The 14509-nt window shown below is 51.9% G+C and carries 15 protein-coding genes and 1 tRNA gene; 8 read left to right on the top strand and 8 right to left on the bottom strand.

The window, feature by feature from the left end:
* Positions 1-48: 48 nt before the first annotated feature.
* From IMCC13023_RS05060 to IMCC13023_RS05030, 7 genes are all read left to right on the top strand, one after another.
* A complete protein-coding gene (locus tag IMCC13023_RS05060; RefSeq protein ID WP_007541952.1) occupies positions 49-957 on the top strand; it encodes a DMT family protein in 909 nt (302 codons plus the stop codon).
* Positions 941-2389, top strand: a complete 1449-nt coding sequence (locus IMCC13023_RS05055) for a glycosyltransferase (RefSeq protein ID WP_007541951.1) — start codon at positions 941-943, stop codon at positions 2387-2389. The genes IMCC13023_RS05060 and IMCC13023_RS05055 overlap by 17 nt, the downstream gene beginning before the upstream one ends.
* Positions 2390-2543: 154 nt before the next feature.
* Positions 2544-2617, top strand: a tRNA-Ile gene (locus tag IMCC13023_RS05050).
* A gap of 114 nt (positions 2618-2731) precedes the next feature.
* Positions 2732-3787 (top strand): type III polyketide synthase, encoded by a 1056-nt coding sequence (locus IMCC13023_RS05045; RefSeq protein WP_007541948.1) that lies wholly within the window; start codon positions 2732-2734, stop codon positions 3785-3787.
* Complete coding sequence (locus tag IMCC13023_RS05040; protein WP_040325227.1) at positions 3784-4320, top strand: isoprenylcysteine carboxyl methyltransferase family protein; 537 nt, start codon at positions 3784-3786, stop codon at positions 4318-4320. The genes IMCC13023_RS05045 and IMCC13023_RS05040 overlap by 4 nt, the downstream gene beginning before the upstream one ends.
* Positions 4317-5360, top strand: coding sequence for an NAD(P)/FAD-dependent oxidoreductase (locus IMCC13023_RS05035; RefSeq protein WP_007541943.1), 1044 nt, complete (start codon positions 4317-4319; stop codon positions 5358-5360). Before IMCC13023_RS05040 ends, IMCC13023_RS05035 begins: the two co-directional genes overlap by 4 nt.
* Before the next feature lie 2 nt (positions 5361-5362).
* Positions 5363-6199, top strand: coding sequence for a UbiA family prenyltransferase (locus tag IMCC13023_RS05030; protein ID WP_007541941.1), 837 nt, complete (start codon positions 5363-5365; stop codon positions 6197-6199).
* 13 nt (positions 6200-6212) lie between these two features.
* Here IMCC13023_RS05030 and IMCC13023_RS05025 read toward each other — a convergent pair whose 3' ends face one another.
* The 6 genes from IMCC13023_RS05025 to IMCC13023_RS05000 all read right to left on the bottom strand — a co-directional run bounded on the left by IMCC13023_RS05025 (position 6213) and on the right by IMCC13023_RS05000 (position 12374).
* On the bottom strand, positions 6213-7280 hold the full coding sequence (locus IMCC13023_RS05025) for a homocysteine S-methyltransferase family protein (protein WP_007541938.1): 1068 nt from the start codon (positions 7278-7280) through the stop codon (positions 6213-6215).
* Between the two features lie 73 nt (positions 7281-7353).
* Entirely contained in the window at positions 7354-8139 is a 786-nt protein-coding gene (locus IMCC13023_RS05020; protein ID WP_007541936.1) for an amino acid ABC transporter ATP-binding protein, read from the bottom strand.
* A complete protein-coding gene (locus IMCC13023_RS07390; RefSeq protein WP_050816753.1) occupies positions 8136-9320 on the bottom strand; it encodes an amino acid ABC transporter permease in 1185 nt (394 codons plus the stop codon). Before IMCC13023_RS07390 ends, IMCC13023_RS05020 begins: the two co-directional genes overlap by 4 nt.
* Positions 9317-10468, bottom strand: coding sequence for an amino acid ABC transporter permease (locus IMCC13023_RS05010; protein WP_162097429.1), 1152 nt, complete (start codon positions 10466-10468; stop codon positions 9317-9319). The genes IMCC13023_RS07390 and IMCC13023_RS05010 overlap by 4 nt, the downstream gene beginning before the upstream one ends.
* 62 nt (positions 10469-10530) lie before the next feature.
* Positions 10531-11637 (bottom strand): amino acid ABC transporter substrate-binding protein, encoded by a 1107-nt coding sequence (locus IMCC13023_RS05005; protein WP_007541929.1) that lies wholly within the window; start codon positions 11635-11637, stop codon positions 10531-10533.
* Positions 11638-11780: 143 nt separating this feature from the next.
* On the bottom strand, positions 11781-12374 hold the full coding sequence (locus IMCC13023_RS05000) for a thymidine kinase (protein ID WP_040325224.1): 594 nt from the start codon (positions 12372-12374) through the stop codon (positions 11781-11783).
* Positions 12375-12512: 138 nt separating this feature from the next.
* On the opposite strand from IMCC13023_RS05000, the gene IMCC13023_RS07220 reads away from it, so the two are divergent.
* Positions 12513-12992, top strand: a complete 480-nt coding sequence (locus IMCC13023_RS07220) for a DUF3145 family protein (RefSeq protein WP_081478857.1) — start codon at positions 12513-12515, stop codon at positions 12990-12992.
* On the opposite strand, the gene fabF is transcribed toward IMCC13023_RS07220, so the two are convergent.
* Positions 12989-14221 (bottom strand): beta-ketoacyl-ACP synthase II, encoded by a 1233-nt coding sequence (gene fabF, locus IMCC13023_RS04990; protein WP_007541922.1) that lies wholly within the window; start codon positions 14219-14221, stop codon positions 12989-12991. The two genes, IMCC13023_RS07220 and fabF, sit on opposite strands and share 4 nt — an antisense overlap.
* 1 nt (position 14222) lies before the next feature.
* Positions 14223-14471: an acyl carrier protein gene (locus IMCC13023_RS04985; RefSeq protein ID WP_007541920.1), complete on the bottom strand. Its 249-nt coding sequence runs from the start codon at positions 14469-14471 to the stop codon at positions 14223-14225.
* Between the last annotated feature and the right edge of the window lie 38 nt (positions 14472-14509).

Genomic DNA, 14509 nt, shown 5'->3' with positions numbered 1-14509 from the left:
CTTGGTGGTCTAGGCTTTTAGGGCTTCCAGGCCGACAGGAGAAAAGCTTTGTTTTCACCCGAAATTGTCAGGGCATTTGCAATCGGCCTTGCTGTTATCGGAGCGATTTTTCTCTCACTTGGCGCCCAGTTTCAAAACGACGCAGTGACTAAGCATCACGCCCCTATCCGTCCCAGACCAGGATCTCTGAGCCTTCGGCAGATTGCTGACCTTCTGAGAAGACCCAGATGGCTGACTGGAACAAGTTTTTTGGTGCTGGCAATCCTCTTCCAGCTATCAGCCCTTGCGCTCGCTCCACTGATTGTGGTTCAGCCGATAGGTGCGATTGCTTTGATTATGACCTCTCTGCTGAACGCAAGAATCTATGGGGTTCGCCTGAATCCGAGCACATTTCTTGCAATTGCTCTAACGACTATTGGTGTTGGCGGGTTCGTTGCAGTAGCGGCCTCTAGTGCCGTTGCTGTTGAAATGAGCAACGGGAAGCTGTTGCAAGTAGTCGGCATACTCTTTGTATTGCTTCTAATGTTCGGGCTGTTATTTTGGCGTTCCAAGGGCAAGGTTGGTGCGCTGCAATACATTTTTGGAGCCGGTGTTTTATACGGTTTTGTGGCCTCTCTTGCAAAAGTGGTGATTCAGAGAATATTCCAACAGGACTATGACCTACTTACGCTGCTTGCTCTGATTTCCTTGATAGGGGCGACGGTACTCGGTGGTTGGTTCGTTCAGAATGCTTACGCGTCGGGCCCTCCTGATTTAGTGATTGCGGGCCTGACTGTTATTGATCCTGCTGTTGCGGTCATGATCGGCATCGCAATTCTTGGTGAGGCCGAGGCAGCCAGTATTGGACAGGTTGTTAGTTACGGCGTGGCGGGTATTATTGCTATAACTGGGGTGCTTGCCTTGAACAAATTTCACCCGCAGTTAAAAAAGAAGGATAATAGTGAGCCAACCGATTAAGGTCCTCATAGCCTGCGACACCTTTGCACCGGACATTAACGGAGCCGCCAAGTTCGCTGAACGATTAGCCGGTGGTCTTGTTAGAAACGGCAATGAAGTGGCAATTATTGCTCCTAGTCTCGACGGTTGGTCCGGAACCAGAGTGGAAGAACACGACGGCGCCAAAATGACCGTCCACAGGCTCAAGAGCCACAAGATGCCGAACCACAAGAGCCATCGATACACCTCTCCGTTTGGGCTATCAAGGGCGATCAAAAGAATCGTTCTTGAGCAAAGGCCGGACGCACTGCACATACAGTCACACCTGATGGTTGGACGATTCGCGATGCGTGCGACCAGAGGAATGTCGATCCGTAGGATCGCCACGAACCACACGATGCCTGAGAACCTACTCAAGTATTCGTTCCTGCCAAAATTTATCCATCCGCTTGCCATCAAAATTCTCTGGGGAGACGCCGGCCGAGTGTTGCGGAAGATGGATGCGTTAACCACACCCACAAGACGTGCAGCAGATCTTTTGGAGAACTCAGCTCACGTCGAGGGTGTTTTGGCGATCAGCTGCGGCATAGATGCGACAAAGTTTGCTAACCAGACTCCAACTCAAAATAGATTGCCGGTGGCACTCTTTGTTGGCCGATTGGACAACGAGAAGAGAATAAATATTTTGCTGAACGCCATTAGCAAATTAGATAAGTTCCCAAATCTAAAACTTCGACTGGTTGGTGATGGGGGTGAGCGCGAGCGCCTCGAGCGTCAGGCCGGTTTGCTTGGGATTTCGGATCGCGTCGAATTTTTGGGGCATGTTACAGACCAAGAGCTTGCGGGGATTTATGAGAACTGCACTGTTTTTGTAATGCCTTCAATAGCCGAGCTTCAGTCGATTGCGACCATGGAGGCTATGGCCTCTGGACGACCAGTCATAGCCGCGGATGCCATGGCACTTCCGCATTTGGTTCACGACGGTGACAATGGATATTTATTTCCCCCGGATGACGTAGATGCCCTTAGAGATCGATTGGAGCTTGTGCTTTCAGCGGACGAACAGGAGCTTGCAAGACTCAGTGAAAACTCCCTGCATCTGATTCAATCTCATGACATTGTGACGACAATCACGATTTTTGAAGACCTCTATCGAGGAACAGGGGCCGAGGTTCCAACGACAGCCGACAATAAACCCGAGTACTTGTTACCAATTGGCCGATTGTCTGCTTCCCTTAGAAAGCGCTTAGAGGAATTCAGGGTAGAGGCCCTAAGCCTTCGGCGCCGCGCAGAGGGTGCGTCGGAGAGCGCGCGAGGAAGATTCTCGGGAGCGGCCGATGACGCCAGGGAGAGACTGAGCGAGGTGCGCGAAGAGGTCAGGGAGCAGCTATCCGAGTTTCGCAGTGACCTAGGGGATGCCGCGAAGAAATTTCGACGTAAACGCGACGATTAGATTGTTCTAGTCGATACATCGGATCCAGAGTGTGTCCATTGTCTTGTAAACCCCGTGCAAGAGCTTTGGACGCCAAACCTGATGCAAAATTTCTTTACACCTGTTGCTTTAGACGAGGCGGCCTTGTCTTAGTTGGGTAGAATCTAAGAGGCTGGGGGCGTTAGCTCAGCTGGTTAGAGCAAACGACTCATAATCGTTCGGTCGCGGGTTCAAGTCCCGCACGCCCCACTTTCAGATGTTTTTCCTCGCAACTGTGTAACCCTAGAAAAACCTTGACTACCTCTGACTCAGCTACATTCCGCTCACCTAGTTAGACTTGGAGCAACAGCTGGGAGTAAATGAATGTCGGCAATGATAATTCAAGTCCAAACGTCCCTGCCTGACCATGCTCATTCTCAATCGGAAGTGACCGCTGCTCTAGCACCCAGACTCGCACCCACAGATGGTACCAGGGCCGTGTTAGAGCGCCTACATGGCAACACCAAAATCGAACAGCGGCACTTTGTTTTACCAATTTCGGAATACACAGACATTGATTCATTCACCAAGGCGAATACACTTTTCGCGCAGCACGCTCTGACGCTGGTTGAGGACTGCACCAGAAGAGCGCTTGAGAACGCCGGTTTAAATGCCGAGGAAGTTGATCATCTTTTCTTCACGACGGTGACCGGGGTTGGCGCTCCTGCGATAGATGTGTTGCTTTCCGCTCGCATGGGATTTCGACCAGACATTAAACGCATCCCGAGTTTCGGGCTCGGTTGTGCTGGTGGAGCCGCGGGAATTGCTCGAGTAGCTGATTATCTTTTGGGTGACCCAAAGGCAGTGGCGCTAGTTGTGTCTGTTGAACTGTGCTCACTAACTATCCAATGGGAAGATCGATCTATGGCCAACTATGTTGGTACGGGCATCTTCGGGGATGGGGCGGCCGCAGTTGTGATGGTGGGGAGTCAGCACCCCAAGGCTTTGAATGGGATTGCTGTAAAGGCCACCAGAAGCACCTTATATTCCGATACCGAATCTCTCATTGGATGGAAGATTGGTGCAAGTGGCCTGTCCCTGATGCTAGAGGCGGGCGTCCCTGAGATGATAACTGAGCACTTTGCAGCTGAGGTGGATGTGCTCCTGAGTCAACAAGGGCTGTCTCGTGAAGACATTGATATATGGGTGGCACATCCGGGCGGTCCGAAAATTCTGGAGGCATTCGCCTCATCGCTCGATCTAGCTGACTCGGACCTGTCCGCTAGCTGGGATGTTATGGCCAGAGCAGGAAACATGTCTTCGGCAGCGGTACTTCATGTACTGAGCGATCTTTTTCAGCAACCATCCGCAGCAGTTGGCGTGCTATTTGCAGTCGGTCCTGGAGTATCTCTCGAGCTTGTCTTGTTGGAGTGGACATGATCTTGACTGTCAGTGTGATGTTATTCATCGGTCTTATGTTGGCAACGGGTGCAGAGCGGATTTACGAACTAGCTGTTTCTACTAGAAACGCGAAAAAAGCATTCGAATCTGGTGGCATCGAATACGGCCGAGGTCATCTACCCGCCATGATTGCGCTTCACACTGCTTTACTAGCCGGTGCCATCATCGAAGTTGTTCTGTTCGACCGCCAATTTCTCGGGGCTCCGGGCTGGATTTTTCTTGCCATTGCTATCGGATGTCAGGCGGCAAGATATTGGTTTATTTGGGCACTTGGGTCCCAGTGGAATACCCGTGTGATCGTGATTCCTGGTGCCCAGCGTGTCAAAAGAGGTCCATACTCACTTTCTTGGCTTCGTCACCCTAACTACTGGGTTGTAGCGATAGAGGGTATCGCTTTGCCCTTGGTTCACTCGGCTTGGTTTACAGCTATAGCCTTCACCGCTCTTAATGCCATATTGCTTCTTGGATTCAGGATTCCTACCGAAAACAAGGCGCTGAAGGGTTTGAAATGACGGACTACGACGTAATTGTGGTCGGGGGAGGGCCAGTAGGCATGGCAGCGGCCATTGAGGCCCGACTGAGTGGCCTATCTGCTGTTGTAGTTGAACCTCGAAGTGGTGCCATAGATAAGGCTTGTGGCGAAGGTCTAATGCCGGGCGCCATTCCTCTCTTAGCAAGGTTGGGCGTTTATCCCACCGGCCGTGATCTAGCCGGAGTCACCTACAGAAGTGGTGGGCACGCCGTGTCTCACCGATTTTCGAGTGGCGTAGGAAAAGGCGTTAGGCGCACGGAGCTTCACGGAAGCCTTAGGTCACGCTCAGAAGAACTTGGCGTAGTTTTTGTCGAGGCATCCGTCGGCTCCGTCAGGGAATCCGAAAGTGGTTTGGCTGCATCGTGCTCAAATGGTACTAACATTCAAGGCCGTTACCTCATCGCCGCTGACGGCTTGCATTCTAGTATTGCTAAAGCTGCTGGATTAGTGAAGGCCCTGTCTCCAAGGCGATCTAAACGCTTTGGAATAAGGCAGCATTTCCACGTTGCGCCTTGGTCCGAATTCATTGAGGTCTTTTACACCAAGACCGCTGAGGTCTACATAACTCCTGTATCAGAGGATCAGGTGGGGGTTGCTGTCCTGGGTCCAAAGTCAACCGACTTTGATGAAACTATAGCTAGCATCCCAGAACTTGCAGGAAGGCTAGAGGGTGCAGCACCGGCCTCGCAGCGAAGTGGGGCAGGGTCATTCCCTCAGCTAACCACAGCGCGCACCAAGGGCCGCATACTGTTGGTCGGCGACGCCTCCGGGTATGTAGATGCAATTACTGGTGAGGGTTTGAGGCTTGGTTTCGCTCAAGCACGAGTGGCGATTGAGTGCATTTTGAGTGACAAGCCAGCAAGTTACGAAAGAGCTTGGCGCCGAGTAAGCAGAGACTTTAGGGTTTTGACTGGGGGCCTAATTTCAGCGGCGAATTCCCCGATCAGAATGGCCATTGTGCCGCTGGCCAGCCGGCTTCCTTGGGTCTTTGGTTTGGTCGTCAATCGCTTGGCTCGCTAATTATGGTTGCAAGCAGAATTGGTTTTCTATTTAGGTCTACCCACCCAATGCCTTCACTTGCAGTCGCGCTCTTCGCGGCTTTATTTGCTGTCGGTGTCGGCTTGGACGCTGGCAGAGTTGCGCTAGTAGGGCTCGCGGTTTTGTTGCAGCAGTTCTCGGTAGGGTTATCAAACGACTGGCTAGACCACAAGCGAGACCGCGCAGCCGGACGCACCGATAAACCCCTAGCAAAGGGCTCCCTAAATGCTTCGCTTGTTCGGAACTCTTCCTTTGCGGCAGGCGTCTTGGCGCTCCTCGTCTCAGGTTTGCTCGGCTGGGAGAGTCTAGGCTGGATGGTACTCATGCTTGTTGCAGGTTGGGCCTACAACCTAGGCCTCAAGGCAACCCCTCTCTCAGTTCTTCCATATGCAATTGGGTTCGGTATTTTGCCGGTCTTTGTGACATTGAGCCTTGAGCAGAGTCAGGTCCCACCCGCATGGGTTGTGGTTGTTGCAGGTCTGCTGGGAGTCTCCGCGCACTTCGCGAATACTCTGCCTGATCTGCTTGAGGATAGAGCGACCGGGGTTAGAGCGCTTCCCCACATTGTTGGACAAAAAATCTCCGCACTTGTCATTGCCACTACGGCAATTCTCGCCTCCAGCATTGCTGTTTATCAAAGCAACAGCTTGGCAGGCCTCGTAGGTGTAATTGGCTTGACGGCAACGATTGTGCTAGCTGGCATTGCGTCCGTGTTGAGTCTCAGGCCAACACCACCTCGCGTGATTTTTCCGTTGCTGGTCTTGGCTTCTTTGGTCAATGCGGTTTTGCTGATGCTGGGTGTTGGACCGATCGGAAGTTAGGTCCTTTGGTCGATTATGCCTGAGACCCAAACTGTGTCGAGCTGGCTGGAATTACGTCTTCGTCTCCAAACAGAAAATGCCTGCTCATGTCGGGCGAGTATTTAGATAAGTAGGTCCTTCTTCCAAGACCTTCGGCCAGTTCTCGATGATGGATTACGCTTGCTCCGCAACAAAGACCAATAACCTTCACCCCGAGGCCAAGGGCAAATTTCCCGAACTCGGCTGTCTCGTATCGATTCGAATTTTGGGCCTCCAGAGCATCTGGAAACGTCCTCTCATTCCGGAGGGCCGCCGTGTTTAGTGGGTCTGGAAGATTAAAAAGCGTGGGGTGTTTCGTTGTTGTGCGATACGTTGCCGGCATGGCGCAAACGTTATGCCCTTTGGTTGCCTCAACTATCGCTTCTACTATGGGTCGAATCGTTTGGGGTCCGTGAAAACAATTTGTTCCGACCACGTCGGCCCCAGCTTCAGCCAGCTGTCTGCATGCATCTTGTGCTGAGACCCCATCGCGCAGCACTCCGTTTGCGAAAATCGCCACATTGATTATCGAGGGGAGCCCTGCAAGCTGTATTTCTTCGAGGGCAATCTTCGCTTCTTCGAAGTAGTACATAGTCTCGCCGACAATAAGGTCAGCGCCTTCTTCTTTTGCCCACTTAATCATCTCCCGATACATCTGCCGAACGGCCGATTTGGAGGACTCATCGGCTGGGTCAAAAATGTTTGAGTTGGATATGTTCCCTGCTACATAAATGTCTCGTGACTGAGCAGCTCGCTGCTCGCTAGCCGCTTCTCGGGCGATCGACATGGCCGCCCTGTTGAGCGGCTCCAGCAGATGTTCTTGCCCCAGAAGCTTCAATTTTTCTCGGTGACCGTTATAGGTGAAAGCCAGAGCGATGTCACTACCTGCCCTAAGGAAATCAGTCGTGATTTGCTTCAGAACTTCTGGATGCTCAAGTGCTACCAACGGAACGAATTCACCCGCGGTTAGATATCCGCGCCTCTCGGCTTCAAACAGGTAGCCGCCGGAAAGGATTATTGGCTCAGGCTCGAGTAGGCGTTCCGAGAAAGTGAGTTCGTTCATAATTAGCCTCCGAAGGTAAGGGTGGCAGGGACCCCTGTTTCAAGCAAGTCGAGTGAAATGAGGCGTAATTTCTCTAGAGAATTTGGGACAGGAACTTCTTGGTTCGCTCCTCTTTCGGGCTGTCAAAAATTTCCGAAGGTGTCCCGACTTCGACGATTTCGCCCTTGTCCATGAAGACAACTCGGTCGGCGACTTCGCGGGCGAAGCCCATTTCATGCGTCACCACAATCATGGTCATACCTTCTTGGGCTAACTCCTTCATTGCATCTAAGACTTCGTTAATCATCTCCGGGTCCAGGGCACTTGTGGGCTCATCAAATAGCATCACCTTTGGGGTCATCGCTAACGCTCGTGCTAGCGCAACTCGCTGCTGCTGACCCCCGGATAGCTGGGCTGGAAATTTGTCGGCCTGCTCCGGAATCTTCACTCTGGTCAGCAGTTCCATCGCAAGCTCTTCGGCAGCAGACTTGGATAGACCCCGAACCCTTCTAGGTCCAATCGCAACATTGGTTAGGACCGTGAGATGAGGGAACAAGTTGAAGTTCTGGAAAACCATTCCGGTTTCTCTTCGGATCTCCTGAATATTTCTAATGTCCGTTGTTAGGGCAGTGCCGTCAACGAGGATGTTGCCTGCGTCATGACTCTCGAGCCTGTTGATGCAGCGTATTAGCGTCGACTTACCGGAGCCGGAGGGGCCAATCACTACGACTACTTCCTTACGGCCAACCTGCATGTTTATGTTCTTTAGCGCCTCAAAGTCCTTGAAACGCTTATAGACACCATCGATAACGATGATGGCATCGTCGGATTCGCGCCCACCTGACATCTTGGATGCATCCTTGAATACTTCATTGTTCATCGAATACCAACTCCTAGTTTCTTTTCGATTCTTTGGCTTTCTCTGCTCATGACATATGAACCAACCCAGAACAAAAGGCCCACAAATGCTAGGGATTCATAGATCAGGCCTTGTCCGAGGTAGTCATCCTGCTTAGTGATGGCAGTGCCAACATTTAGCAGATCAAGGACGCTGAGCGCTACTCCGGCAAGAGTAGTGTCCTTGAAAAGGGAGATGAATTGACCAATCTGGGCAGGGATAACATTTCTCAGCGCTTGGGGCAGGGTGATCAAGAATGTGATCTTGAAAGTTGAAAGCCCAAGCGCCTTGCCTGCCTCCGCCTGACCCTTTGGTATCGACTGCAAGCCACCCCTAATAACTTCTGCGAGGTATGCGGCTGTAAACAGGGTGAACACGGTTACCGCTCTGAAGATTGCATCCGGTGCGATGCTGGCTGGTATGAAAAACTCCAAAGCAACACCGGCTAGCAATAGAAGAACAAAGAGTGGAGCTCCCCGCAGTAGTTCGATGTATGCGGTGGATAGCCAGCGCACAAGGGGCAGTGTTGACCGTCTGCCTAGTGCCAGCATCACGCCTAACGGGAAACTAAGAGCAATGCTAACTACGGCAAGGTAGAAATTGATCAGGAACCCGCCCCACTCTTCGAGCGCGGCCTGCCCCATTGTTAGGAAGATTAGAACTAGAGGCAGCGTGACGTTTATGGCGACCCACAACCATCCGGGGAGTCTTTTCAGAGGGGTAGTTCGCCTGGCTCTTCCAAAGAGTCTTCCTGCGAAGATCGAAAGCACCACGTACGCACCAAACAGAACGGCGTCTAAGTCTCCAGCTAGAACTATCAAGAAGGCTGAGGTGGCAATAATTAGGCCAAAACGCTGAAATAGCTCCCATAGCTTTCCAGCAAGAGTCGGCGGTTTGTCGATTGGGCGATTCATCCCCGAAGCAAGACTGGCTATAGAGAAGCATGTCGCCAAGATTGAGAAGCCCACCAGGTACATCAGTTCCTCGGGAAAGCGGCCTACCAGGAGGATTTTCAGGTTAACTTGGATGATTTCCCAGCGCCCAGTGATAAACACGAACTGAAACACCTGAAATATGACATAACCCAAGATGCTCGCCGAAACTACTGTGAGTATCGAGTCCGTAATCGACCTAAAAAGGTTTCTTCTAATCCAAGTAATCATCGTTCCACCAGTGCAAGTCTTCTGTTGAAAAAGTTCACAACGAGGCTAGTTACTAAAGAAATTGCAAGATAAACAAGCAATGTTAGAGAGAAAGCGGGCACCGCAGGGGAGCCATTACCCACCGTAATTTGAGCGATCTGGGTCAGCTCAAAGTAACTGATGGTTGCTCCCAGCGATGAATTCTTTATGAGATTCAGGTATTGGTTTCCAAGCGCCGGCATGGCTATGCGAAATGCCTGAGGCAGGATAATGAGCCTCATCTTTTGTGAGCCGCTTAGCGCGATGGCATCCGCGGCCTCCCCTTGACCCTTGGACACAGCGAGAATCGAACCGCGCACAATTTCCGCGATGTGGCTGCTCGTGTAGATCACCAGCGATGCAACCAGAGCGAAGAACGACGGATCCAGCCTTAGTCCGCCCGTTGTTCCCCGGCCATCAACGTATGGCAACTCCCAGCCGTATCCGAAAAGCAGCCAAATCACAATGACCAAGACCACGAATGTGACTATTCCTACCAGCCATGCTCGGTCTTGCTTTCCGCTCTTATCTGCCTGTCTGATGCGAACTTTGGCCACCACGAAAGCGAGTAGTGCAGCACTCAAGATCCCGATTCCTAACTGAGCGGGAGAACCGATAAACCAGGGGATAGCAATGCCCCTGTTTGACACCACGAAAAGATCAAGTGGCAGCCAGGCATTTTCAATTCTCGGAAAAGCCTGCAGAACAACCGCAAGGTTCATGAACGTCAGCAGGAGAAGCAGCGGCAGGTTTCGAACTAACTCAACATATACTGTGCCAAGTGTTCTGACCATAAAGTTTTTAGAGAGCCTGGCGATACCTATCAAGGTGCCAAGGATGGTGGCCAGAGCGATCCCTATAAAGGCGACTCGGAGGGTATTTAGAAAACCCTCTACGAAAGCGTCTCGCACCGGCTGAGATTGGTCCAGGTCGTTTCCGGGAATCGTGAAGTTCGCGGGATTGTCAAGAAAGCGAAGATCGGTTTGAATGCTGCTCTTGGCTACATTCTCTTGATAATTGCCGTACAGCCAATAGAAAAGTGCGAACACTGCCAGCAGTGCAAGTATTTGCAGTGCCCATTTGAGGGTTCTGATGTCCCTAAAGAATGGCACCTTGGAGGGTGTGCTCAACTGAGGGCTCATTTTACTGAGCCCCCAGTTGAGTTACCTGTTGTCGTAATGACGGTGTTTATTTAACGGTAAGGAGGTGCGTAGAGAATTCCACCATCGTTCCAGAGTGAGTTAAGACCGCGGTCCAGACCCAGTGGGGTTAGGTGACGCGCAAATATCTCTCCGTAGTTTCCAACCTGCTTGACTACCTGGTAAGCGAAGTCGGTAGGCAATGAAAGGTTCGGATCTAGAACCGCTGCTCCGTCGCTACCTGGAACTTCTGCTCCAAGGAAACGAAGTATTCCAACGTCCTCTGTCGTGTCGCGAATGCTGTCAACGTTTGCACTTGTGATGCCAAACTCCTCAGCTTGGATCGTAGCAAGTATTGCCCAGTTGACTGCCTGTGCCCAAGCGGTGTCACCGTCCAGCACCGCTGGAGCCAGTGGCTCCTTCGAGAACACCTCTGGAAGAATTGTTAGAGCGTCGCTTCCATTGGGGTAAGCAGAACGAAGCCCGGTTAGCTGGCTAACGTCTGATGACCATCCGTCACACTGGCCGGCTAGGAAAGCCTCCAGAATTAGGTCGGTCTCATCGAACGAGCGGATTTCCCAATCTAGACCCAGGCGTGACGACTCAAGAGCAGCGTTGCCCTCGGTGGTTGTGCCTTTGGCTACACAGATGATTGCACCATCCATGGCTGCGATCGCGTTGTAACCACTGTCCGAGGTAACCATCATTCCCTGGCCGTCGTAGAAGGTTGGCTGAAGGAAGTTTGCACCCTCGCTACCATCCCTGGTCGCAGTCCAAGTTGTGTTGCGGACTAGAACGTCAATCGCTCCGCTCTGAAGTGCTGTGAAGCGGTCTGCGGTCTCGAGATCAATCATCTCAACGGCATTAGCATCTCCTAGGACAGCTGCGGCAATTACGCGACAGAAGTCCGAGTCGAAGCCAACGTGCTCACCGGCATCGTTGGTCACTGCAAAGCCTGGAAGGGCATCGCGAGTTCCACAGCGTACTGAGCCTGCAGCGGTAACGCTATCTAGCAGTGAACCTGCCGCCTCGGTAGTCGTGGTAGTTGTCGTCTGCGTTGCAGCAGGAGTTGTTGTCTCAGCTTCGGTGCTGGCACAACCTGCCAAAAATAGTCCCGCAGCTGAAGCAACTGCTAGAACCGATAATGATTTCCTTTTCACGTGTCTCCTTTCAATGGAGAAACATCGCGCTCTGAAAATTCTTCGAGAGCGGCAAGCCCCAATTGGTCTTGTAGGGCAAGACTATGCCTGGCTCCAATTGGATTCCCTCGGTGAGGGCTGATTGTTACCTAAGCGTGACGGGCCTAAATAGTCTTTTCTAGGTAGCAATTTGCACAAAGCGACTCATAAGTAACTTGGTCACCGTCAATAGCAACTTGCTCACCATCGAAGATAAATACCCCATTTAGTAGGCGCCCATTGAACATTGCCTTGCGACCACAGCGGCATATCGTCTTCAGCTCTTCTAGGCTGTGCGAAATCTCCAAAAGCCTCTTGCTACCTGGGAAGCTCAGGGTCTTAAAATCGGTCCGAATTCCGTAGGCCAATACTGGGACTCCATCAAGCACCGCAATCTCGAGACATTGATCTACTTGTTCTGGAGTCAGAAATTGGGCCTCATCTAAAAGCAAACAGGCTATTTTCTTGTCTTCAGCTCGGTTCAAGGACTCAGCTTCGCTTGCGAACTTTTCGCGCAGGTTCTGCGACGGGGTAATCAGGAAATCAACGTCTCTAGATACGCCCAGTCTGCTGACTATTGACTTATCGCCTTTGGAGTCCACGGAAGGCTTAGCAATCAGGACGTGCTGAGATCGCTCTTCGTAGTTGTAGGCAGCCTGAAGCAGGGCGGTGGATTTGCCAGAATTCATTGCGCCGTAGCGAAAATAAAGTTTGCTCATAACCCCTAGATGTTATCGGCTGAAACCTGCCTAGACCTCCGCTCTTACCCAGTGGCTCAAAAACATTTTGACTTTTCTAGGCATCGAGGTTTATCCTCAAGGCAACGATTCAGGACATTGGGGAAGATGTTTATCTGAATCGGAGGTAGAAAACTGGACAACTGTCTACTGTGGGTTCTTTCTTGCCCGCAAGATAAGTGCAAGGAAATAGATGAAATCCTTGCAGGGTTTTCTGCGTCCAGCGACTGGTTTGCTCAGCCAGCATTACCTTCGACTTACCAACTTCAAACAAGCTTTAGAACCCCTTCTGAAGTCTGTGCTGATTTGGCATCTCAGTTATTCAAGCGGGGGGTAATTTGCGAGATTGAAGGCCGAGGGGCTGAAGATGAGCGCTTCTTAGTTCACCCGAGGCTTGGTATTCATCGACAGAGTATTGACTCGGCCGGGGAGCAAGTTATTAGGTTCGGGCAACTCCAAAGTTTTATCTCTCAGTCTCAGGGCAACATGGCTGAATTCGCGAGACTCATAAGGATGGCTGAGGGGCAGGCCTGGCTCGATGTCTTTGAGCCATTGAGGCTATTGCCTGAAGGTGTGCGTTTGTTACCGAAAGCCGTTTAGATGTTGCGGAACGCCAGCACAGCGTTGTGACCCCCAAAGCCGAAGCTATTCGAGATGGCGACTGCCTCTGGCCTTTGTAGGCGTGCGATAGACCTTGGGACATTCAACGGAATTGCCGGATCTTGGTTGTCAAGATTGGTAGTTGGAGGAACCTGCTGTTGCTTTAGCGCCAAAATCGTAAAGATAGCCTCGATTGCTCCAGCTCCACCAAGCAGGTGCCCCGTGGAAGCCTTGGTGGCAGCTATCACTAAGTTTTCTGTGTGGGTTCCAAAAACTCTGTGTATAGCCGTGTACTCGGCAATGTCTCCGACCGGTGTAGATGTTGCGTGGGCGTTTACGTGCTCAACGTCTGCTATCGATGCGTCTGCCTGTTCCAAGGCGTCCAACATGGCTCGCGCGGCCCCAGCACCCTCGGGGTCTGGCGCCGTGATGTGATAAGAATCACTTGTTACAGAGCCACCCACGATTTCGCAGTAGATCTTCGCTCCTCGAGACTGTGCAGATTCCAGCGCCTCTAGAACTAGGGCTCCTGCACCCTCGCCCATCACGAATCCATCTCTGTCAATGTCGTACGGCCTGGATGCCTCTTCAGGCGTTTCGTTTTTTCTGCTTAGGGCATGCATCGCGGCAAAGGCAGCGATTGGAAGTGGATGGATCGCAGCTTCGGCGCCGCCGGCGACTACTACATCGGCTTCGCCGCGTTGAATCCTATGAAAAGCATTAGCGATTGCTTCGTTTCCGGATGCACAAGCGCTAACGGCCGTTCTTGCTCCACCTTTGGCCCCCAACGCCATACCTATGGCTGCCGCTGGTCCGTTCGGCATAAGCATCGGAACAGTCATGGGTAGTACGCGTCTTGGACCACGCTCTTGGAGAGTGCTCCAAGCGTCTAGCAGGGTCTGTACTCCTCCGATTCCGGTGGCAAAGTCGACCGCAAGTCGTTCGGGTTCTACTTCTGGTGCTCCAGCGTCAGCCCAGGCTTCCCGGGCTGAAATCAATGCGAATTGGCTGGAAGGATCTAGTCTTTTTGCTTCCTGCGGGCTTAGAACTGCGCTGGCGGCTACCTTTGCCTGACCGGCGAATGTAACCGGGAGCTCGTATTTCGCCACCCAGTCTTGCTCAAGCGTTGCTATACCGCTTTTACCCTGTAAAAGCGCTTCCCAGCTGGCAATGGCGTCACCGGCAAGGGGAGTGGTTGCCCCAATGCCTGTAACGACTACGCGGCGCACTTTAGTCTTGATTCGCCGTTATGTAGGTCACTGCGTCGCCCACAGTTACTAGGTTCTTTACTTCTTCGTCTGGAATTTTTACGCTGAACTTGTCCTCGGCGTTGACCACGATGGTCATCATCGATATGGAATCGATGTCTAAGTCGTCGGTGAATGACTTCTCCATTTGAACAGCGTCTGCTGCGATGCCAGTTTCGTCGTTGACGAGCTCAGCTAGTCCAGCTAGTACTTCTTGCTGTGAATGTGCCATGGGGTTTCTCCTAATTGTTTCGTTAGTAACTGGCTTAT

Source organism: Candidatus Aquiluna sp. IMCC13023, assembly GCF_000257665.1.
Taxonomy (GTDB): Bacteria; Actinomycetota; Actinomycetes; order Actinomycetales; family Microbacteriaceae; genus Aquiluna.
The sequence above is the reverse complement of the archived record's forward strand: the minus strand, read 5'-3'. Positions and strand labels throughout refer to the sequence as shown.